This is a genomic window from Calyptranema fuscum S582 (genome assembly GCF_055793305.1).
Genome location: NZ_JBSLYH010000044.1, coordinates 44,014 through 65,307 on the forward strand (window position 1 = coordinate 44,014; position 21,294 = coordinate 65,307).

Annotated in this window: 14 protein-coding genes and 1 pseudogene; 4 read left to right on the forward strand and 11 right to left on the reverse strand. The window is 49.5% G+C overall.

Features of this window, described 5'->3' with window-relative positions; translation table 11 throughout:
* Nucleotides 1-77: 77 nt before the first annotated feature.
* On the reverse strand, nucleotides 78-1,208 hold the full coding sequence (locus ACR6Z4_RS24430) for a geranylgeranyl reductase family protein (RefSeq protein ID WP_479719940.1): 1,131 nt from the start codon (nucleotides 1,206-1,208) through the stop codon (nucleotides 78-80).
* A gap of 699 nt (nucleotides 1,209-1,907) precedes the next feature.
* Between ACR6Z4_RS24430 and ACR6Z4_RS24435 the strand changes: the two genes are divergently transcribed.
* Nucleotides 1,908-2,084 (forward strand): family 2 glycosyl transferase, encoded by a 177-nt coding sequence (locus ACR6Z4_RS24435; RefSeq protein WP_479719941.1) that lies wholly within the window; start codon nucleotides 1,908-1,910, stop codon nucleotides 2,082-2,084.
* Nucleotides 2,085-2,263: 179 nt separating this feature from the next.
* On the opposite strand, the gene ACR6Z4_RS24440 is transcribed toward ACR6Z4_RS24435, so the two are convergent.
* Nucleotides 2,264-3,553: a M23 family metallopeptidase gene (locus ACR6Z4_RS24440; RefSeq protein WP_479719942.1), complete on the reverse strand. Its 1,290-nt coding sequence runs from the start codon at nucleotides 3,551-3,553 to the stop codon at nucleotides 2,264-2,266.
* Between the two features lie 506 nt (nucleotides 3,554-4,059).
* Nucleotides 4,060-4,932 carry a biotin--[acetyl-CoA-carboxylase] ligase gene (locus ACR6Z4_RS24445; RefSeq protein WP_479719943.1) on the reverse strand — a complete coding sequence of 291 codons (873 nt, stop codon included), beginning with the start codon at nucleotides 4,930-4,932 and terminating at the stop codon, nucleotides 4,060-4,062.
* Between the two features lie 88 nt (nucleotides 4,933-5,020).
* On the opposite strand from ACR6Z4_RS24445, the gene pgeF reads away from it, so the two are divergent.
* Both pgeF and ACR6Z4_RS24455 read left to right on the forward strand, forming a co-directional pair.
* Nucleotides 5,021-5,836, forward strand: coding sequence for a peptidoglycan editing factor PgeF (gene pgeF / locus ACR6Z4_RS24450; protein ID WP_479719944.1), 816 nt, complete (start codon nucleotides 5,021-5,023; stop codon nucleotides 5,834-5,836).
* A 150-nt stretch (nucleotides 5,837-5,986) separates the two neighbouring features.
* Nucleotides 5,987-8,797 carry an O-linked N-acetylglucosamine transferase, SPINDLY family protein gene (locus ACR6Z4_RS24455; protein ID WP_479719945.1) on the forward strand — a complete coding sequence of 937 codons (2,811 nt, stop codon included), beginning with the start codon at nucleotides 5,987-5,989 and terminating at the stop codon, nucleotides 8,795-8,797.
* A 171-nt stretch (nucleotides 8,798-8,968) separates the two neighbouring features.
* Here ACR6Z4_RS24455 and ACR6Z4_RS24460 read toward each other — a convergent pair whose 3' ends face one another.
* The 5 genes and pseudogenes from ACR6Z4_RS24460 to ACR6Z4_RS24480 all read right to left on the reverse strand — a co-directional run.
* Complete coding sequence (locus ACR6Z4_RS24460; RefSeq protein WP_479719946.1) at nucleotides 8,969-9,394, reverse strand: ExbD/TolR family protein; 426 nt, start codon at nucleotides 9,392-9,394, stop codon at nucleotides 8,969-8,971.
* 135 nt (nucleotides 9,395-9,529) lie between these two features.
* Nucleotides 9,530-9,937 carry an ExbD/TolR family protein gene (locus ACR6Z4_RS24465; RefSeq protein ID WP_479719947.1) on the reverse strand — a complete coding sequence of 136 codons (408 nt, stop codon included), beginning with the start codon at nucleotides 9,935-9,937 and terminating at the stop codon, nucleotides 9,530-9,532.
* Between the two features lie 17 nt (nucleotides 9,938-9,954).
* Nucleotides 9,955-10,647, reverse strand: coding sequence for a MotA/TolQ/ExbB proton channel family protein (locus ACR6Z4_RS24470; protein WP_479719948.1), 693 nt, complete (start codon nucleotides 10,645-10,647; stop codon nucleotides 9,955-9,957).
* Between the two features lie 98 nt (nucleotides 10,648-10,745).
* Nucleotides 10,746-11,543: a sensor histidine kinase gene (locus ACR6Z4_RS24475; protein WP_479719960.1), complete on the reverse strand. Its 798-nt coding sequence runs from the start codon at nucleotides 11,541-11,543 to the stop codon at nucleotides 10,746-10,748.
* A gap of 162 nt (nucleotides 11,544-11,705) precedes the next feature.
* Nucleotides 11,706-12,584: pseudogene (locus ACR6Z4_RS24480) on the reverse strand (ROK family protein); the annotation flags it as partial.
* 188 nt (nucleotides 12,585-12,772) lie between these two features.
* Between ACR6Z4_RS24480 and ACR6Z4_RS24485 the strand changes: the two are divergent.
* Nucleotides 12,773-14,902 carry a thioredoxin domain-containing protein gene (locus ACR6Z4_RS24485; protein ID WP_479719949.1) on the forward strand — a complete coding sequence of 710 codons (2,130 nt, stop codon included), beginning with the start codon at nucleotides 12,773-12,775 and terminating at the stop codon, nucleotides 14,900-14,902.
* Between the two features lie 141 nt (nucleotides 14,903-15,043).
* On the opposite strand, the gene psaB is transcribed toward ACR6Z4_RS24485, so the two are convergent.
* The 3 genes from psaB to ACR6Z4_RS24500 form a co-directional block, all read right to left on the reverse strand.
* On the reverse strand, nucleotides 15,044-17,272 hold the full coding sequence (gene psaB, locus ACR6Z4_RS24490) for a photosystem I core protein PsaB (RefSeq protein ID WP_479719950.1): 2,229 nt from the start codon (nucleotides 17,270-17,272) through the stop codon (nucleotides 15,044-15,046).
* Nucleotides 17,273-17,472: 200 nt separating this feature from the next.
* On the reverse strand, nucleotides 17,473-19,728 hold the full coding sequence (gene psaA / locus ACR6Z4_RS24495; RefSeq protein ID WP_479719951.1) for a photosystem I core protein PsaA: 2,256 nt from the start codon (nucleotides 19,726-19,728) through the stop codon (nucleotides 17,473-17,475).
* Nucleotides 19,729-20,477: 749 nt separating this feature from the next.
* On the reverse strand, nucleotides 20,478-21,294 hold an 817-nt coding region (locus tag ACR6Z4_RS24500), incomplete at its 5' end, for a hypothetical protein (protein WP_479719952.1).

The following is a 21,294-nucleotide window of genomic DNA, read 5'->3' on the forward strand; positions in this document are numbered from 1 at the left end:
TGAATCTGGCTATGAATTTGCCTGTGAAACCTTTGGTTTCACAGGCAAATTCATAGCCAAAACTAGCACCGCCCGGTTTATTTCATGCCGGGGATGAGACCTGCGCCCAGGCGCTTGATGGCACGGTTGGCAATATCGGCATAGCGCATTTCTCCGCACAAAATCCGACCCATTTGTTTGGTTGCAGAAGGACGCTTCACGCCTAGACGGTAGCCGACACCGGGCATCCGGTAGAAGACACCTGCCAGCCGTTGTGCCCATGCCATGTCTGTGCCCCAATCCTGGCTGATGACCTGGGTATATTTCTCTAGAGCATTGATGTCACCGGCGATCGCCGCATTAATAGCCGCCGCTGCTTTAACACCTGAGAAGATCGACGGGCGAATGCCTTCGGCAGTAAAGGGGTCTACAACGCACGCCGCTTCACCTGCCAAAAGTGCATTTTGGGTATGTAAAACCTGGTCGCCATCCCAAAGGCAAAGCGGATGACCATATTGTTGGCAATTTTTAACATCAATGCCAAACATGGTGGCGTATTTCGACAGAATACTCTTGAAATCTTGGGGTTCTCCACCCCGGAAGGTTCCCACCCCAATCGAGTAGCCGTCTGCCTTGGGGAAATTCCAGATATAACCATTTTTGATCATGCCAAATTCGAAGTGAATTGGCTCATTGCTATGGATAGGGGCAGCAGCTTCTGCTTCTAATGCCCCTCCCAAACGGCGTTTTCGTTCTTTAAACCCTAGCCATTTTGCCATTGGACCTTTGGCTCCATCGGCAGCAATCAAATAACGCCCGACGACAGGACCGTTGGCTGTATTGACTTGCCAGCGATCGCTTTGGAATTCAATGCCTGTGACCTCAGTATTATCCCGGAGTTCAGCACCTTGCTTTTGGGCTTGCTGCACCAAAAAATGGTCAAACACGTCCCGACGTACCATCCAAATCGGCTCTGAGGGTTTCAGGTCAGCTTCTACTGGGTCTTCCATGTTCCAGGTATAGCGAACCACATCGACCTTGAGTGAGATAGCTGGAGTGAAGTCAAAGTCAAACCATTGTGCAATTTGAGGCGAAACACCACCGCCGCAGGGTTTGTAACGTGGCAGAGTGGCTTTTTCTAAAATTAAAACCGATCGACCTTGCTTTGCCAGATGATAGGCAGCAGCTCCGCCTGCTGGACCTGCGCCAACAATAATACAGTCATACATATGGTTTGAAACCTACTTTTCACTACACCGTACAAATCTGGACGGAGAGTCCATCAATTACTCCTCCACAGTCTAATTGTCACTTTAGATGGGAGTGTGTGATTCTTTCAAAATTTTCTTTAGCTTCTATAAAGCTGACTTGAAGAAAAGATTTTGGACACAGTAGGTTTTCTGATTCTCTACGGAGGCAATGGAGCGATTTATTACACCTTTATTTCATGGGGATAACGAATCTAAAAAGGGTGTTGTCATGCGCCAGGGTGCGTTGGCTTACAGAAGGTGAATCTCGTCGAATTTTGCAACTCAAGTTTTATAACCATTCTCAATAGCGTGATATCCATGGTGTTGTGTGAGAGCCGCGCCCCGTGCGGCTCTCACACAACACCTGTAATTTATCCAGGCGTGAAGCTTTATAGATGGTTGAGTAATGAATTTAAGTGAGGGGTTAGACCCTCTAACCTCTCTAGATTTTGCTGACTTAGCATGGGTGCTTAATACTACATCAGCTTTGAAATGACCCATTAACGTAGTTTTACTATTGCAAGCATTCAATAATTGCACGGAGTGCAAAGCTTCTATGAAAGCATAAGATTTTGTATGAAAGGGTTGTAAAGTTACGACCAAGTTTTGTAAAGCTCTGAACATGATTTTGAAAGTGGCTGCATGAATTTTTAGTTGTATTGGGCTGGGGTAGGCATCATGATCTGGCAACTGTGCATTCTCTACGCAAATGGTACTGAGCAAGTTCTCCGTTCTTATAGAAATCGTGAGGCAGCTCTCAAAGGGGTTGATAAGCTCTATTCGCAGGGTTATCCCCTTCACATTGCTTATGTTGTCCGTCATGCGCAGCTTAGCCCTGCTTTATCTGCCGCTTAGACGCATGAAACAAACAAAATCCCCATTCTTTTGTGCCCCTGTGGAGTAGGAACACGAAAGGATGGGGATTTATATTAGGGCGTGTTTTAAAACTCGCTAAGAGGGGGTGTTTTTTTCGGGCGCGAAGCGCCCAAAAAAATACTCCTTTAAACAGACCCTGGCTTGAAGCGATACAAACTCTACTGTTTGGGTTCAGTAGCTTGTAACTCAGAGGGTTTTGGGCTTTCCTCTTTGGCTAGAAAAGAATAAGCAGTGCCTGCGGCTTTGCTAGCTTTGCTGAGGTTTTTTAGAGCCACTAAGGTCTCTTCTCCGTCAGGTTTTACATCGGCAATCTGCAAATTATTAGAAAAGTTTGCCAGGGCTGTTTCTAGCAGATGACCTGGGTCTACAGCTACCCAACCATCAGACGTTCTTTGGCGAACTTCAAAGTGCAGGTGAGGTCCGGTTGAGTTGCCCGTGCTACCAACGCGACCGATGACCGTACCTTGCTCAATGCGATCGCCTGGACGGACGTAGATTTCGGAAAGATGCGCGTACAGCGTTTGTTGCGTGTCACCGTGTTGCACCACGATGGCTAATCCATAGCCCCGCATCATACTGGCGATCGCCACTTGACCTGAATAAGCCGCTAACACCGGGGTACCCATGGGCGCACCGATATCTGTCCCTGAGTGAAAGCGCATATCTCCGTAGATAGGATGCATCCGCCAGCCAAACAAGGAGGTGATGGGTTCAGGTACCGATAGAGGGAAGATCAGGGCAATGTTGCCATTTCCTGGTAGTCCTGCTGGACGGGGACTGAGGTTGTAATAATTTTGGGCGGAGCCGCCATTCAGCCGGATGCCGTTGGGACTTAACGTAATCGGACCAACGCTAATGGAGTTGACTCGTCCGGGGCGTTGACCACCGCTAGAGGCAGTTTGGCAGAGGCTGGCAGGCACGCTTTGACCTCGTTGCAACACTGCCTGACATCCGGTGGAGCGTTCTGAAAACACAACGGTAGGCTGGTCAGAGTAGGTTGCGCCCAGATTGTAGTTGGTTGTGTCGATGTAAGGACTGCTAAAATCGCCGACGACTTGAGGTGTGTCATCTAGCTCAGAAGCATCGAGAGCGGGTACATGGGCAGGTGTTCCAGCCGTAGTTGGTTGTGGAGAAGCTGCGCTGTTTTCTTGGGGCGATGGTTCTTGGGGTGCTGCCTGAGGCTCTGGAACGCTGGCGGGTTCTGGATTTTGGATGACAGGCGCTGCGGGTGCCTGAGGGGCAGCCTCGATGTGCACATCTGCTCCCAGTAAATCTGAAGCACTTGGTACGGCATCGGTGCTGGAAGAGGGAGGCGTTTGGGCAAAGACCATGCCGCATGTAAGAACGCCTACACTACTAAGCAAGCCCAATCCTTGAGCAAGTAACGATGGATAGGAGGATGGCTTTCTGGGCTGATGCATAGGGGGTAACTCGCGTTTTTGTGTCATAGCTGGAATCGCGATTCGATATTAAGCGCTTAAGGCGCAAATAAAGTTCTATCTAAATATTGAGAATTACGTGGGAATTACAAAATAGCGAGTCCGAAAGTGAATGTTTCGAGAACTTCAACTATGAAGGTTAACATTTTTTCATATCCAGTAGCGTTCATCTTAACGATGCATCTGACCGAACTGATTATCGCTATCGACGAGAGTGCTGATCTTCATCCAGCGGATTCATCCACTCGGACGAGTTTCACAGACCTCTCTAAGTTGACGAGGTATCCAGTGCGGGGTGCAGGGGTGGAACCCCTGTCTGGGAGCGAAGCCCCCAGCCCCCTTTTACCTTTATTAATATGAAATACGCTGTAAGGGTGTGAGCAGATCGGACTCACCTCAATAGGGTAGTATAAACTGCTTGAAGTTGAGGGCGTTGGATTAGAGATAGAGAGTCAGTGAGCGTTGGCGATCGCTCTGGTTAGTTTTGCAGACGCTAGTTCAAAGAACCGGATCGATTAATCAACGGGGCACCCTAATTCATTGGCATTATCGCAGACATACCCGAGGCTGATGCTGCCAGGTTGCACATCAACCTCTTCATATATAGGCGGAATTGCTTGAACTTGCAATTTTACTTTGAGTGCGCCTGTTGAGGTGACGCCCACAAGTTGACCAATGTGCCCGTCAAATTCGATCGTTGTGCCGATGCCAGCCATGATTGCGTGATAGCAAGGCAGAATCGCGTCAATGCCCTGGTGCTGCCAGCGTCGATAGCCGTTGATTGCCCCTAGCAGGACGATCGCCGCCAGTTCTTCTAACGAGGCGATCGCCAGGTGCGGATAGTTGACCTGGACTTGGCTGAGGTTGATTCCGGTTGGGGGAACAGGATTACACCAGTTGATGCCAATGCCGACGACAGCTTTAGTGACCCGTCCCTTTTGAAGTCGAGTTTCAGTAAGAATACCCCCCAACTTCAACCCATCCACCACCAGATCATTCGGCCATTTTAGGTGGACGGGCACCCCCCGACTTCTTAAGCCATTGCCGATGCCCCAAGCTATACAAAGGGTGAGTTGTCCACTCTGGGCTGCGATCAGGTTGGGCATTAATGCCAGGGAAAGGTATAAGCCACCCGGCAACGACAACCATTGGTGGCCCCATTGTCCGCGTCCGGCACGTTGTTGTAGGGCGATCGCCACGGTTCCTTCTTCGGCACCCTGCTCGATCCACTCCCATACGGTGGAACTGGTGGACGCAAGTTCGTCAAAAACTTGGATTTTGAAGGCGGGGTAGGATGGAGCTAACGTTGCATTTGCAGATTTGTATTGTTCTAGCGGATTGTTTTCTGACTGAATGAGAGACTGCAAATGGTTGACATCAAACGGCACAAGAAATTCCCCAGAGCAGGCTCAACTGATCATAGAATGTCGCCAGCGTTAAAGACGACTCGTTTATTCTCTATACGTTCTAATTTCTATGCAAACCTGGCATTGGCATCACTGGCAAGATATGCCCTATCTAACGTGTAGTTTGTTAGATGGGTTTCCCCACGGCTTTTTTACCCAGCATTATTCTCCCCAACTGCCAGAAAATTTGGTGCAGGTACTCCATCCAACGGCATCGGTTTATCGAGCCAAGCAGGTGCATGGCAATACGGTGCTAACCCCATCTGAAATTGCCAGCTTGACGGCTGAACAGGCGATCGCCACAGACGCTTCGTTGCCGTTAGCCGATGCCGATGGAGTGGTGACGGAGCAGTTAGAACAGGCGGTTTGGGTTTGTTCTGCCGATTGTGTTCCGGCATTAGTGGCAGATATCGAAACCGGGCAGGTGGCAGCGGTTCATGCAGGGTGGCGGGGGACGGCGTTAGAAATTTTGCCTAAAGCGATCGCTCGTTTGCAAACGCAGGGCAGTCAGCTACAAAACCTGCGAATAGCCCTGGGTCCGGCGATCGCGGGAGAGGTATATCAGGTTTCAACAACCGTCGCAGCTGAGGTGGGGGCAACGGTGTTAAACGATATTGAGCGCACGGCAGCGGTTGACAATCCAGATGCCATTTTAGATGCGTTGCGGCAACTTCCCGATTCACCCTTACTTCCCGATCCCCAACCCGGACGGGCGCGCCTGGATGTCCGGCGGATTAATCTATTGCAGCTGGCGCAGCTAGGGTTGACCTCTGCACAAGTGGCGATCGCCCCTTACTGCACCTATCAACACGCAGACCACTTTTTTTCCTATCGCCGCGATCGCCTGAAAAAAGTGCAATGGTCAGGAATTGTCAGCATGAAGTGACTGAGGATCAGGATTCATAGAACCTAATTCTTTTTGAGAGAGCGACAGCGCCGCTGTCGCTCTCTCAAAAAGATAATTTGTGCTCCTAAGAATTAGATGTAGACGGGGTACGCTAAAGGCAGATGCTGCAACAGGTTGAGGGGATTGAACATGGACTATCGGCAGTTTATTGCTCAGCTTCCTGCCTACTACGATCAGTGGGGACGCGATCGCCTGCAACCTCGTTCTCAAGTCTGGCACGATCTGCAAGATTCCCTTCAGACAGACACCCCAGCCAGCGCGTTACAGTTGCTCAATTTAGCAGTGGCACATCTGGAGGCTGGCGAAATTTATTGTCAGGTCGGCTGTCCCGATGCGGCAAGCTTAGTCGGCGCACTGCTGCATCACCCCGATGCAATGGCATACGCCGTTCACGATTTTTCCAGCCAAACGGGCGAGTCAGATTGGTATGACGGATTTGTCAGCGCTTTAGAGCAAGTGGGTATCAGCGACCAGGTAGGGCTGTGTGACCAATCTGCCAACGCGTTTTTTTACCAGCTCAGACAGATGGGGAGTGACGATGCCATTGGTGTCTATGTGGAGCATGGGGCGCAAGATTATCGAGATTGTCTGCTGCGATTGCTATCGGTTCAGCCTTTTTTGGCAAACCGGGCTGTCATGATTTTGGTTGGGAGTAACTCCAGTGCGATCCAGCAAGCGATCTGGGATTTTTTGATGCTGCATCCCCAGAGTCACAGTGCTTTGACGTTGCCGATCGCCAATGGCATTCATTTGCTCACCTGGGATAGAGAGCAAAGTGAACATTATGACTATGAAACGCTGGAACAACACAGCCAACCCCAATTCCTTCAAGCGTTGCGACAATTTCACAAGGAGTTTGGCGATCGCCAGTCTCAGGTTGATCACCTCTATCAAACCGCGTTGCAATCTCATCAGGCGGGTGATCTCGATCAGGCTGAACAGGCATATCACGCGGTGGTATCGCTTGATCCTCATCATGCCGATGGCTGGCGCAATTTAGGACTGTTGTATTACATGAAAGGAGTGTATGACCGTGCCTTAGAGGCTGCTTTAAAGGCAGTGCAAATTGCTCCAAATCAGGCGGTTCAACACTACAGTTTGGGTTTAGTGCTGGAACGGGGGCAGGAGGATGCTCAGGCAATTCAGGCATACCAAACGGCGATCGCCCTCGATGCAACTTTTACAGATGCCTACAATAATTTGGCAAATCTTTTAACTCGGTGTCGTCAAGAACATGAGGCAGAATCTGTTTATCGATCGGCTATATCGACGAACCCAAATCATGTCGGCAGCTATCTTAATCTGGGCAATTTATTAATGGCTCAAAATCGCGCAGAAGAGGCGATCGCCATTTATCAAATGGCTCTAAAAATAGAGGCAACTCAATACGATGTGTTGAATAATTTAGCACTCGCCTATTTTGCAACCAATCAACATCAAGAAGCAGCAAAGGTTTACGAAACAGCGCTAAGTCTCTATCCTAATTCGATTGAGCTACGGTTTGAAAATCAACGATTGTTGCCTGTGCTGTATGAATCTGAAGCGGAAATTTATACCTATCGACAGCGATTTACCGATGCTTTAGACGACTTGATCCGAACGCTGAGGTTAGATCAACTTTCTGATCGACAGGCAGCCATCACGGCAATCAGTCGGGGCAGTAATTTTTATCTGGCATATCAAAACGAGAATGATCTGGAGTTGCAGAAGCAATATGGAGAATTGGTGCATCAGATTATGGTTGCCAATTATCCTCAGTTGGTTGCACCCCGACCGATGCCACCGCTTACGGAACATGGAAAGATCCGCGTTGGCTATATTTCAGGATTTATGCGACTCCATTCGGTGGCAAAAACATCAATTGGGTATTTTAAATATTGCGATCGCAATCAGTTTGAAATTTATTCGTATTACACCGATACTCAGCACGATTCATTGACCGATCAATTCAAATCCTATAGCGATCACTTTAGAGAATATGACAATCCTGCTCACTATTTTGGCGAGCAGATTAACGATCCATTAGACGCGATCGCCCAACAAATTATTGACGATCAACTGCATATTTTGGTGCATCTTGATTTGGGGATGAATGTGTTAGCGGCTAAATTGGCAGGGTTGCGGTTAGCCCCGATTCAGTGCAGTGTTGGCTCTCATCCCATTACCTCCGGTTCACCCGTGATTGACTATTTCATTTCCAGCGATTTAATGGAACCTGAGGATGCCGATAGCCAGTATTCAGAAACGCTGATTCGCTTGCCCAATCTGGGGTTTGCCTATCCCAAACCCAATATTCCTGCCCCCACCCAGACACGGGCTGATTTTGGGTTGCGAGACGATGCGATCATCTATCTTTCGTGCCAATCGCTCTATAAATATCTACCGCAACATGACGATATCTTTGCCGCGATCGCTCAGCGGGTACCCAATGCCCAGATTGCGTTTTTAGCGGCTAATACGGGCACTTACACCACCCAAACGTTCCGGCAACGTCTCCAGCACGCCTTTGCTAAGGTGGGATTGGATAGTGAGCAGTATTGCGTCATTCTGCCGCGCCAGGATCAGGTTGGCTTTTTTCAGCTCAATCAGGTGGTTGATGTCTTTTTAGATGGCTTGAGCTGGTCAGGGTGCAACACAACGTTTGAAACCTCTGCCTGCCATGTGCCGGTGGTCACTCGTCCCGGTCGGTTTATGCGCGGTCGCCATGCTTACGCCATTTTGACCATGATGGGGATGACAGAAACAATTGCCCGCGACGAAGCAGAGTACGTCGAGATTGCGGTGAAGTTAGGGTGCGATCGCCCATGGCGACAGTCCATCGTCGAGAAAATTCGTCAGCGCTACAGCATCATTTACGACGATCGCCAGTGTGTTCAGGGGTTAGATGCGTTTTATCAACAAGCTGTGCGATCGGTTATGACGCAAGAAGCCATGAAATAAAATTCACATAATTTGTGTTGGTCAGCGTGGCAGTGCCACGCTGACCAACATAGATCTTTCTTTATATCGCGCTACGCGCTCAGAACCAGGAAGGTGATGGGTTGAAAAGGGGCGCGGAGCGCCCCTTTTCAACCCATCAGCTGTCTTTATATTATTGAGACTTAGTTTATATTATTGAGGCTTGGTTTCGATGCCTAATGAAACCCTGCCGCCGCCTACATCTCGCATGGTTTTGAGCAACGCCGAAACATTTTTGTATGCCAATTCGCGATCGGCTTTTAAGATCACGATGCCTTCAGGGTGCTGCTGAAGAAAGGTCTGCATCTCCTGAATCATGGCGTCGCGACTGACGGGCTGATTGTGTAATAGGATTTCGTTTTGCGTGGTCAGTCCGACGACTAGCGTGGGTGCTAAATCGCTGTCGGTTGCGGCTGTGTCCGATTCTGTGACTTGGGGCAGAAACACATTGACGACTTCGCCATTTAAGGTCATGGCGATAATGATGAAAAAGGTTAGGACGGTCATGAGCACGTCCATCATCGGCACCAGGTTAACTTCTGGCAGATCGTTGCCAGGTCGGTGTTGGTTAAATCGCATGGCTCAAGCTTGCGTTAAGCAGTAATGGATCATTACAAAATTAAAACCCACACTTTTTATGGGAAAGTGTGGCGGAGCCGCACTCTCCCATAAAAAGTATTCAAGTTATGTTTATGAGGATTCTAAGGGTCTGAATTATTCGATCGCCAGAGAAACGCGATCGCCCCCGATATCCTTTAAGTCCGTTAGCAGATCGATGACATGTTCATACGGTAAATCCGGATCTGCCTGCAAAATCACCACGCCTTCCGCATGAGCCGTGAGATAGGCACGGGTCTGCGAGGCTAATTCCTCATAGGTGCTGGGTGTGTTGTTGAGTCGGATCTGACCCGTTGCATCGAGCTGAACTACTAACGGTGTTGGGGATAGAGGTGGCGAGGCAGACTCTTCACGACCGGGCAACTCTAGGTCTACTCCCTGTTCTAGCGATAGACTCATTGCCACAATAATGAAAAACGTGAGAACCGTCATCAACACATCTAGCATGGGAACCAGATTGAGGATGGGCATTTGCTGAGGGGCTTGCCGATTCTTAAAACGCATAGGAAGGGGTTAACTTTTTAAGACGGGGCAATGCTGCCGCTCGTGGCAGACGACAGGTAGGAGGCTTGCTCGCTCACCGATGGTTCGTACCAGATCTGGCGGTAAATTAATTCCATTTCAGACCCGACTTCTGAAAAATAATCGATTTGATGAGATTGCAACGTCACAAACAATCGGAAAAACATCAGGGCGATGATGGCTACCACCATTCCACCCGCTGTGGTGATCAGAGCTTCTCCGATGCCTGATGCTGCCTGCGTTGCCTGGGTAGTTGTACCACCCCCGCCAACCTGAAGGTTAGCAAAGGTGATAATCAGCCCGGTGACAGTGCCTAACAAGCCTAATAAGGGTGCGATCGCCACTACCGTTTCTAATAGCTTGTCGCCTTTGCGCATTTTGATAAATTCTTTATCGGCGGCAGCTTCCATAGCCAGGCGAAAGGTTTCCGGCGTCGGACTTTTCAGTTTTAAAGGGGCTAACAAAAAGCGACCAATGGGTAAATCTTTAGCGTGTTCGGCGATCGCCTCTGCTTGATCTAAATCGTATCGAGCAGCTTCTAAAACATCGTGAACAATCCGATCTTCTTTCGCTAAAAAGCGATACCAAAACCAGGCTCGTTCTAAACCACACGCCAGGGTCAGCACCGATAACCCCACTATCGGGATCATCACAGGTCCCCCTTTTAGAATCAGACTCAACAGGTTAGACATAAAGTACTCAAATGAAATAAATGACCCATTGTTGGACGGATGCGACAGTGGAGCCGTTACCTTCTCAAAAAGAATGACAGGTTGATTAATTAGTGAGCTTAAGGGGCAAGGGGAATCGAGCATTGAATGCGGGTGAGATCAGAGGTCGCTTCGATATTCAGACTAGAAGGCAGTCCTTCAAGCAGACAGTCTTCTGGGGCGGCGACCAGCTCCAAGCGCCCCTGCATCAATTCCAATAACGTCTGGCTAATAAACAGCGTCAGCCCTGGTTTCTTCAGGTGGTTGAGTGACTTGGCGATCGCCTTGACCTGTTCTTTTGCCTCTTGTGACGTCGTGGGTTGCTCGGCATGCTGTTTATTAAAGGTGGCTTTCAACAGCTCCAACGGTTCATTCCAGGTTTCCACCGGGCGTTGATCTTCGATGCAAATGTAAACTCGATGTTCTTCAGCGGCAACTCGATGGGTGACGCGAATGTTGCCCTCTTGCATCAGGGCTAGGGGTGTATCGATCAGATTTAACACCACCTGTTTGAACCAGCGTTGATCTGCCAAAACAGAGATATCGGGATCGGGAAACTCGATTGTCATGCGCAAATTGCGATTTTGCGCTTGCAAATAGGTGAGATGGTAAATCTCATGCAGCATATCGGACAACGAAAAGGGCTGAAACTGCGGCTGAATAGAACCGTAGTCGGCTTTGGAAACGCTAATCAGTTCATCCAAAAGCCCCAACATCTTTTTTGCAGCTGTGTCTGCCTGGGCAATAAATTCTTTTTCTTCTTCTGGGCTGTCATACAGCTCTGCCAAAATGAGTTGGTGCAAGCTGATTACACTGTTGATCGGCGATCGCAACTCATGGGAGGTGCGCGATAAAAAACCGGACTTAAACTGCGCCATTTCTACAGCCCGATCGTAGGCGAGGCGAAGATAGGTCAGTTCAGTTTGCAGGGATTCAATGCTGGGCAGCGGTGCCGATGGAGGAGTGGGGGGATGGGGAAGCTGGGGGATAGACGCCGACTCCACTACCTGTTTTCCTGTGGCTAACCCTTGACTCTGGTCTAATGTTTGCCATGCCAGCTTGGCTGCCCCTGCGATACCAGCTTGATTGCCTAATTCGGCGGTCAACAGTTGCAAGCCTTCACGCGAGCTGGGAAGCACCCGTTGCTCGATTTCTGCCCAGATGGCGGGAAAAAAGAATTTTGCACTGGCACTGACGCCCCCGCCAATAATCACAGCTTCAGGGGTAAGGATATAAATCAGGCTAGCCAATCCGGCTCCCAAATCGCGTCCATAGCTCTGCCAAAAGGCGATCGCTGCTTCATCTCCAGCTTCAGCCTGTGCCCCCAAGACATCGGGTTCTAAACCCATCCGGCGGCGAATGGCTTGCACTGACGCATATTGTTCTAACGAGCCGCGATTACCACTGTTGCATTCCGGACCATCGGGATTTAGCGTAATTAGCCCTAACTCTCCTGCGGTGCCCTGGGCTCCAACAAAGAGTTCGCCATTGAGAATCACCGCACCGCCAACGCCCGTTCCCAGTGTCAGTACGATCAGATTGCGAAATGACCGACCTGCCCCCAGCCAATACTCTCCCATGCCAGCGCAGTTCGCATCATTGGCTAAAATCGTCGGTTTTCCGGTTTGTTTTTCCAGCCAGTCTGCCAGTGGCACATCTCGCCAACCCTGGAGGTTAATCGCAACACGGGCAATGCGTCCGGCAGCATCAGCAGGTCCGGGGGTGCCGACCCCAATCGCCATAGACTCGTGGTTGGGATCAAGTTGTGCGATCGCCTCCACCATCGCTGTCAAAACAGCGTTTGGGTAGGCAGGTTGTGGCGTAGGTACGGTCAACGATTGTAAGCAATTGCCGTCTCGGTCAAACCGTCCTAATTTGATTGCAGTGCCGCCCAGATCAATGCCAATAACTTGATCCAACGTCTACCCCCAAAACGAATGCTGAATCTATTGTTGTGACTGCCCAATCATTATAGGTTGCCTGGAGAGAGACGTATGTATGCATAACAATGCTTTCCTGGAAACTGCTGACCTCGACTGCTCTGAATCGTGCTGGGCGCTATACACTCAAGGAAGTCGTACTCATGTCGAGTTTTGGTTAGTGGTCTATGTCCAATCGTCTTGCCCAGGCTCAGAGCCTTTATCTCCGCAAACATGCCGACAATCCGATCGACTGGTGGTCGTGGTGTGATGCAGCCCTGGAAACGGCAAAGCAAGAAAATAAACCCATTTTTCTGTCGATTGGCTATTCCAGTTGCCACTGGTGCACGGTGATGGAGGGAGAAGCCTTTTCAGACCCGGCGATCGCAGAGTATATGAATGCCTATTTTTTGCCGATCAAGGTCGATCGAGAAGAGCGCCCTGACATCGATAGCATCTATATGCAAGCTCTACAAATGATGGCAGGACAGGGGGGATGGCCGCTCAATGTGTTTCTTTCTCCCGATGATCTCGTCCCGTTTTATGGCGGCACGTATTTTCCGCTGGAACCCAAATATGGACGACCCGGATTTTTACAAGTACTTCAGGCAATCCGGCAGTTTTACGACACTGAGAAAACCAAAATTCAATCGGTCAAACACGAAATTCTAGAACGGCTCCAGCAAGCCACGCTGACTCAAACGGTAGAACCCTTAGATGGCGATGTCTTGACTCGGGGCTTAATCTATAGTGCCGGAATTTTGACCGGACGGGGGCACGGCACCAGTTTCCCCATGATTCCCTACGCCGCAGCTGCATTGCGAGCCGTACGGTTTGCCATTGAAGATGCCAAATATGATGCCGCAGTCGCCTGTCGTCAGCGCGGCTTAGATTTAGCCCTGGGGGGTATTTTTGACCATGTGGCGGGCGGTTTTCATCGCTATACCGTTGATCCCAACTGGACAGTGCCTCATTTCGAAAAAATGCTCTACGACAATGGCCAGATTGTCGAATTTTTGGCAGATCTCTGGAGTGTCGGAGTCGAGGAACCCTGTTTTAAACGGGCGATCGCCCTGACCGTTTCCTGGCTAAAACGGGAAATGACGGCACCCACCGGCTATTTTTATGCCGCGCAAGATGCTGATAGCTTCATCACACCCGATGATATCGAACCTGAGGAGGGTGCCTTTTATGTCTGGCACTATGCCGAGCTGGCAAGCTTATTGTCCTCAGAACAACTGGCAACCCTATCCGAGCTGTTTACCGTCACTCCAGGCGGCAACTTTGAGGGCAAAAATGTATTGCAAAGGCGCACGGCGGATGACATCGCAGGCAACAGCATCGAAGACATCCTCCAGCAATTATTTGCCGTTCGCTATGGCAGCGCCACCCTGAAAACCTTCCCACCTGCTCGCAATAACCAAGAGGCAAAAACCACAGCCTGGGCGGGACGCATTCCGGCAGTGACCGATACCAAAATGATCGTCGCCTGGAATAGCCTGATGATTTCTGGCTTAGCCAGAGCGGCTATGGTGTTTCAAAATCCGGAGTATTTTGAACTGGCAGCCACCGCTGCCCAATTTATTCTCGATCACCAGTTTGTCAGCGATGCGTCAGAATCCGCTATGGGCGATCGCTTTCACCGCCTCAATTATGAAGGGCAGGCCTCTGTGATGGCTCAGTCTGAAGACTACGCCCTGTTTATCAAAGCGCTATTGGATTTAGATCAAGCCAGTAGTCAGGGATTAACGATCAAAGATCAGGACTCGAACACTTCACCCCTTCACCCCCTTACCCCTTCATCGCAAATCGCATGGCTCGATCACGCGATCAAATTACAGGATGAATTTGACGACTATCTCTGGAGTGTAGAACTGGGAGGCTATTACAACACGGATGCTCGTCCCGATCTGGTCGTGCGCGAGCGCAGTTATGACGACAATGCAACACCCTCTGCCAATGGGATAGCGATCGCCAATCTGGTTCGCCTTTTCCTGTTAACTGAAAATTTAGACTATCTCGATCGCGCTGAAGCCGCCTTACAATCCTTTAGCAGCATGATGAACCGCTCTCCTCAGGCGTGTCCCAGTCTGTTTATTGCGTTGGACTGGTTCCGCAATGCCACACTGATCCGTGCCCGTCCAGAAACACTCAATAACCTCGGCTGTGCCTATTTGCCCACTGCCATGCTGAAATTTGAATCAGATTTGCCACAAGGGGCGATCGCCTTAGTCTGCCAGGGGTTAAGTTGCCTGGAACCGGCTCTAACGGAGGCACAATTGCAAGCTCAGGTACAAGACAGTTTGACTAGAGCTTAGTCGCGCTCAGAACCAGGATGGTCATGTGTTGGAAAGCGCCGCTTTCCAACACATGACCTATTGCACTCGTCCGCAACAAACACAGAAAAAATCCCCTGCCTTGCGACAGAGGATTTTTTCTTGTGATCTTAAATCAGCTTATCAACCGTAGCGACTCGCTGTTGAGGCAATTAGGAAGGCTGCATAGGTGAGAATGTAACCCACGGTGAAGTGAGCCAAACCAACCAAGCGAGCTTGAACGATGGAGAGTGCAACGGGCTTATCTTTCCAACGAACCAGGTTCGCCAGAGGAGTCCGCTCATGTGCCCAAACAATCGTTTCGATGAGTTCTTGCCAATAACCTCTCCAGGAGATCAAGAACATGAAGCCAGTTGCCCAGACCAGGTGTCCAAACAGGAACATCCATGCCCAGACCGCCAGGTTATTCATGCCAAACGGGTTGTAACCGTTGATCAACTGAGACGAGTTGAGCCAGAGGTAGTCGCGTAACCAGCCCATGATCGTCGGAGACGCTTCATTAAACTGAGCTACGTTTCCAGACCAAATGCCCAAATGCTTCCAATGCCAGTAGAAGGTGATCCAACCAATGGTGTTCAGCATCCAGAACATGGCGAGGTAGAAGGAATCCCAAGCAGAGATATCGCATGTACCGCCACGACCCGGACCATCGCAAGGGAAGCTATAGCCAAAGTCTTTCTTGTCAGGCATCAGCTTAGAGCCACGAGCATCCAACGCACCTTTGACCAAGATCAGGGTGGTGGTGTGCAGACCCAGAGCGATCGCATGATGAATCAAGAAGTCGCCAGGTCCAATGGTTAAGAACAAAGAGTTCGCACCACTGTTGATGGCATCTAACCAGTTGGGTAACCAGACATCACCATGGTTTGGCCAAGCCGTAGACGCAATGCTATCTGGATTAGAAAGCAACGCACTAAAGCCATACAACGCCTTACCATGAGCCGCCTGAATCCATTGTGCAAAGGTAGGCTCAATCAAGATTTGCTTTTCAGGCGTACCAAACGCTTGCATGACGTCGTTGTGGACGTACAGACCTAAGGTATGGAAGCCCAAGAAGAGAGACACCCAGCTCAGGTGAGAGATGATTGCCTCTTTGTGGTCGAGAACACGCGCCAACACGTTGTTCTTGTTAGCCGCAGGATCGTAATCCCGAACTAAGAAGATAGCACCGTGAGCAAACGCGCCCACCATAATGAACCCAGCAATGTACTCATGGTGAGTAAACAACGCTGCCATGGTGGTGTGATCTTGCGCAATGAATGCGTAGGGAGGCATGGAATACATGTGATGCGCCACCACAGAGGTGATCACACCCAAGCAAGCCAGGTGCCAACCGAGTTGGAAATGTAGCGAGTTGTTGTAGGTGTCATACATGCCCTTATGACCTTCACCCAACAATCCACCAAACGGAGTTCCAGAAGGAGGATTGTGAGCGTCCATGATCTCGCGCATGTTGTGACCGATACCAAAGTTGGTCCGGTACATATGACCCGCAACGATGAACAGAACAGCGATCGCCAGGTGGTGATGAGCCATGTCAGTCAACCACAGCGACTCAGTCTGAGGATGGAAACCACCCAAGAAAGTCAGGATTGCAGTGCCTGCACCAGTAGAGCTGTTGAAGATATGCCCAGCCGTATCAGGGTTTTGAGCATAAACTCCCCAGTTGCCAGTGAAGAAAGGTAGCAAACCAGCGGGATGTGGAGGTGTAGACAAGAAGTTATCCCAGCCCACATGCTGACCACGGGATTCAGGAATCGCAACGTGAATCAGGTGACCTGCCCAAGCCAGAGAGCTAACCCCAAACAAACCAGCCAAGTGGTGGTTGAGACGAGATTCAGCATTCTTAAACCAGGACAGAGACGGACGGAATTTGGGCTGAAGATGCAACCAACCTGCGAACAGGAAGATAGCAGAGAGGATGAGAAGGAAGATCGAACCGCTGTACAGATCTCCGTTAGACCGCATCCCGATGGTGTACCACCAGTGGTAAACACCTGAGTAAGCGATGTTAACAGGACCCGAAGCACCAGCCCGAGTAAACGCATCTACAGCAGCTTGACCAAAGTGAGGGTCCCAAATCGCGTGAGCAATGGGACGGATATTGAGAGGATCTTTGATCCACTGTTCGAAATTACCTTGCCAGGCAACGTGAAAGAGATTGCCAGAGGTCCACAAGAATATGATTGCGAGGTGACCGAAGTGGGAGGCGAAAATCTTCTGGTAAAGATTTTCTTCCGTCATCCCATCATGGCTCTCAAAATCATGGGCTGTGGCAATCCCATACCAGATCCGACGTGTAGTCGGATCTTGAGCCAAGTCCTGGCTAAATTTAGGGAATTTTGTTGCCATAAGTCCTAATTGAAGTTCTCAATTAGCGATCAGCTTTTAATATCTGCCTCCAGTCTACCGGACTCTAGACGATGGACTCTGGACTCTAAACTACAAATCAATTAGGAAATCGATTAAAAAATCCTACTGCCCTGTAACGTAAGGTCCAAAGCCCATCCTCTAATCCAGCAGTCTAGAGAGGTTCAAGATCAAAGCTAACGCTAGCTTACAGAAATGATCCGAGCCAGGAAGAATGCCCAGGTGGTAACAATTCCTCCCAGAAGGTAATGAGCTACCCCAACAGCACGACCCTGAATAATGCTCAGAGCACGAGGCTGAATCGCAGGGGCAACCTTGAGCTTGCTATGTGCCCAAACAATAGATTCAATCAATTCCTGCCAATAGCCACGACCGCTGAACAAGAACATCAAGCTGAATGCCCAAACAAAGTGTGCACCCAGGAACAGCAGCCCATAAGCAGACAGTGCAGAACCGTAAGAACCAATCACGTTGACCGCTTGTGCCCAAAGGAAGTCGCGCAACCATCCGTTGATGGTGATCGCACTCTGAGCAAAGTTGCCGCCCGTGATGTGGGATACGGAACCGTCAGCGTTTACAGTGCCCCAAACATCTGACTGCATCTTCCAGCTGAAGTGGAAAATTACAACAGAAATGGAGTTATACATCCAGAACAGACCTAAGAAGACGTGATCCCAACCAGAAACCTGGCAGGTGCCACCCCGACCCGGACCGTCACAAGGGAAACGGAATCCCAAGTTAGCCTTGTCTGGAACTAGGCGAGAGTTACGAGCAAACAGCACACCCTTGAGGAGGATGAGAACCGTTACGTGGATGGTGAAGGCGTGAATATGATGCACCATGAAGTCTGCCGTGCCTAAGGCGATCGGCATCATGGCAACCTTTCCACCAACAGCAACCAGGTCACCACCAAAGGCAGAACTGACACTTGCCAGCGCATTCGGTGCTGTATTGCCAGGAGCCATTGCATGGAGATGTTGAATCCACTGGGCAAACACAGGCTGAAGGTTAATCGCCGTGTCGGAGAACATATCTTGAGGACGACCCAAAGCCCGCATCGTATCGTTGTGAATATACAACCCGAAGCTGTGGAATCCTAAGAAGATACAAACCCAGTTGAGGTGGGAAATGATGGCATCCCGATGACGGAGTACCCGATCCAGGTTGTTATTGACGTGTACCGCTGGATCGTAGTCGCGCACCATAAAGATCGCTGCGTGAGCTGCCGCACCAACAATCAGGAACCCTCCAATCCACATATGGTGAGTGAACAGAGAGAGCTGAGTGGGGTAGTCCGTTGCGATATAGGGGTACGGTGGCATGGAGTACATGTGCTGAGCCACCAGAATGGACAGAGATCCCATCCATGCTAGGTTCCAGGACAACTGGCAATGCCAGGAAGTCGTGAAGATCTCATACATGCCCTTGTGGCCTTCACCCGTGAAAGGACCCTTGTGGGCTTCCAACACTTCCTTAAAGCTATGACCAATGCCCCAGTTTGTCCGGTAGAAGTGACCAGCGACAATCAAGAGAACAGCCAGTGCTAGGTGATGGTGTGCCGTATCCGACAACCACAGCCCTCCTGTTACGGGGTTTAGTCCACCCTTAAAGGTTAGGAAGTCAGAGTACTCTGCCCAATTGAGGGTGAAGAAGGGAGTTAAACCTTTAGCAAAACTTGGATATAAATCTGCCATCAGGTTGGAGTTCAGAATGAACTCGTGAGGCAGGGGGATGTCTTTAGGTGCAACCCCAGCATCCAACAGTTTGTTAATTGGCAGTGAAACGTGGATTTGGTGACCAGCCCAACCCAGGGAGCCACAGCCTAGCAAGCCTGCCAAGTGGTGGTTCATCATGGATTCCACATTTTGGAACCACTCCAGTTTGGGAGCAGCCTTGTGGTAATGGAACCAGCCAGCAAACAGCATCAACGCAGCCATCACTAGACCGCCGATGGCAGTGCAGTACAACTGAAATTCATTGGTGATGCCAGAAGCACGCCAGAGCTGGAAGAAACCAGAGGTAATTTGAATTCCCTGGAAACCACCGCCTACATCTGCATTCAAAATTTCTTGACCAACAATGGGCCAAACGACCTGAGCACTAGGCTTAATGCTCAGAGGGTCGGCTAACCAAGCTTCATAATTGGAAAACTTAGCACCGTGGAAATACATCCCACTCAACCAGATGAACACAACGGCTAGATGCCCGAAGTGTGCACTGAAAATTTTACGGGAGATATCTTCCAGGTCACTGGTATGACTATCAAAATCGTGAGCGTCGGCATGGAGGTTCCAAATCCAGGTAGTAGTCTTTGGACCTTTTGCCAGGGTGCGATCGAAGTGACCAGGCTTAGCCCACAACTCGAAAGAAGTGGGAACCGGATCCTTGTCAACTACGACCTTGGCTTTTGCCTCTCGCTCCCGTGGGGTAGTTGTCATTAGAGACTCTCCTCTCTCTAGACACAGGAACGATCATATTCTCCCCGGATTCGTAACTACGATTTTTTCTCTTGTTCTATTCATCTCCACAGATTGCTCTATGGCGAGGGGAAGTAAATCCCAGATACAGCGTTAACAGAAAACTGCCTTCGCTATTTGCCCAAGAGAGCAGTCATCCATTCCTATCTTGCAGAAATACGAGACAGAAGATTTTTGACTAACCGGGGTGAGTACTTCTGGTGATTATAAAACCGTCGGTGTTTCTACTTTAAAGGCAATTAACAATAATTCAAATTCGGCAAATCGAGATTTACTCTGGTTTTCACCCCCCGTGATCAGCAAAAAATCTACCGTTTGTTGTTACTTATTTACAAATTGAAATAATCTATAGTATCTATAAGAAATCGCTAAGCCCTTCTACTGTTCTCATATACTTAAAAAAGCTTAATCATTTAATTAAATTGAATTAACATTTATCTCCTTAAATATCGGTTATCCCCAAGAATATCGGGTCAACACAAAACGGATTTAAAATTAATAAGAAATCTTGAGGCTCCCTCAGATTTGTGCGATCGCCAATACCCAATAAATCTCAAAAATTTTGTGGTGAAGGCATGAGATCAACGCCTGATTTTGCTAGGGCGATCGCCCTGTCTGGGTTTCAGATCGTGCCCAAAATTAAAAAACCGGAGTTTTTTCTTATCGTTAAAACTCCAGCATCCAAGCAAATTTAATTTTTTTGATGGGGATCAGGGACGTTTCCGTCGCTTTGCAGCTGCCCTGGGGTAATCTTCCAACCATTCCGATTTTGGATTTAGCTCAAACCAGATTGCTCTGACCATAGCGAGCAAGAGACTTTTTTGCTGAACAGCTTGCTTACGATACTGAGCGGCTTGCCGTTGTCCCTGGCTATACGCTTCCCACGACAGATCGTTAGAAACCTGAATGGCTAAGTCATCGAGCATTTGCTGTCTAAATCTCAAGTGCGCCTGAACTATCTCATCTAAAGAGAGATCCGCATAATACAGTCGCAGCCATTTGGGGTTACGCCAGAAAGCATAGGAGAGGCTGTCGAGTAACCCTGCGGCTCTACCAATTGACGCCAGTAGCCAATCTTCTGTCAGCACGCTGAAAATAACCGAGTGGGTTTGACTCAGCTGCCCGGTTGTTGGATTAAACAGTTGCCCAATTTCAGCAAAACAGTAGTGCTGTGGATGCATGAAACATCGGGAAAACCCAGACCCTGGTTCGACAGAATAATTTCTGAAGATGACAAAGCCTAGAGATTCTAAAGTTTGCGTTTGTCGTTGCAGTAGATCGGTATTCAAACCAGGAAAGTCTTGGGGCTGCGCTGGTACGTAGTGCCAGTCACTGGGCAGAGAGTTAACGATCCTATGTTTGGTGTCTCGTAAAAACGACAGGAGAAAGAAACTGAACAAGATGCCACTGAAACCCAGGGCGAGCAGCCAATGAACTCTGACCCCGATCAGCAGCCCATAAGGGATTAAGCCAGTACAGAGAAAACTTAAGCCAACTTGAACCCAAAAATTTTGAACCCCCTGACTA